Consider the following 316-nt stretch of genomic DNA (forward strand, 5'->3'; position numbering starts at 1 on the left):
GCTGTACCTGCAACGCAAGGACGGCGAGCGCCTGGACTGGCTGGCGGTGTTGTTCCCGGCGCTGTTGCTGATCGCCCTGGTGACCAGCCTGCTGCTGACGTTGCTGGCGCCATGGCTGGTGCAACTGCTCGGCCCGGGGCTGGCGGCGACGGCCACCAGCCTCGCCAGCAGCAACTTGCAGATTCTCGCCTGGAGTGTGCCGGGGCTGATGCTGCATGCGCTGTTCAGTATTCCGCTGCAGGCCAGCGAGCGCTTTGTGGTCGCGGGGCTCGGCTCGTTGCTGTTCAACCTGCCGCCGGTGACCTACCTCGCCCTC

General features: G+C 67.4%; 1 protein-coding gene. It reads left to right on the forward strand.

Going from position 1 to position 316, the window contains the following annotated elements; genetic code table 11:
• On the forward strand, window positions 1-316 hold a 316-nt coding region (locus HX846_RS38615; RefSeq protein WP_306173216.1), incomplete at both ends, for a lipid II flippase MurJ.

Origin of the sequence: Pseudomonas sp. K5002 (assembly GCF_013386655.1) — a bacterium.
Classification (GTDB): domain Bacteria; phylum Pseudomonadota; class Gammaproteobacteria; order Pseudomonadales; family Pseudomonadaceae; genus Aquipseudomonas.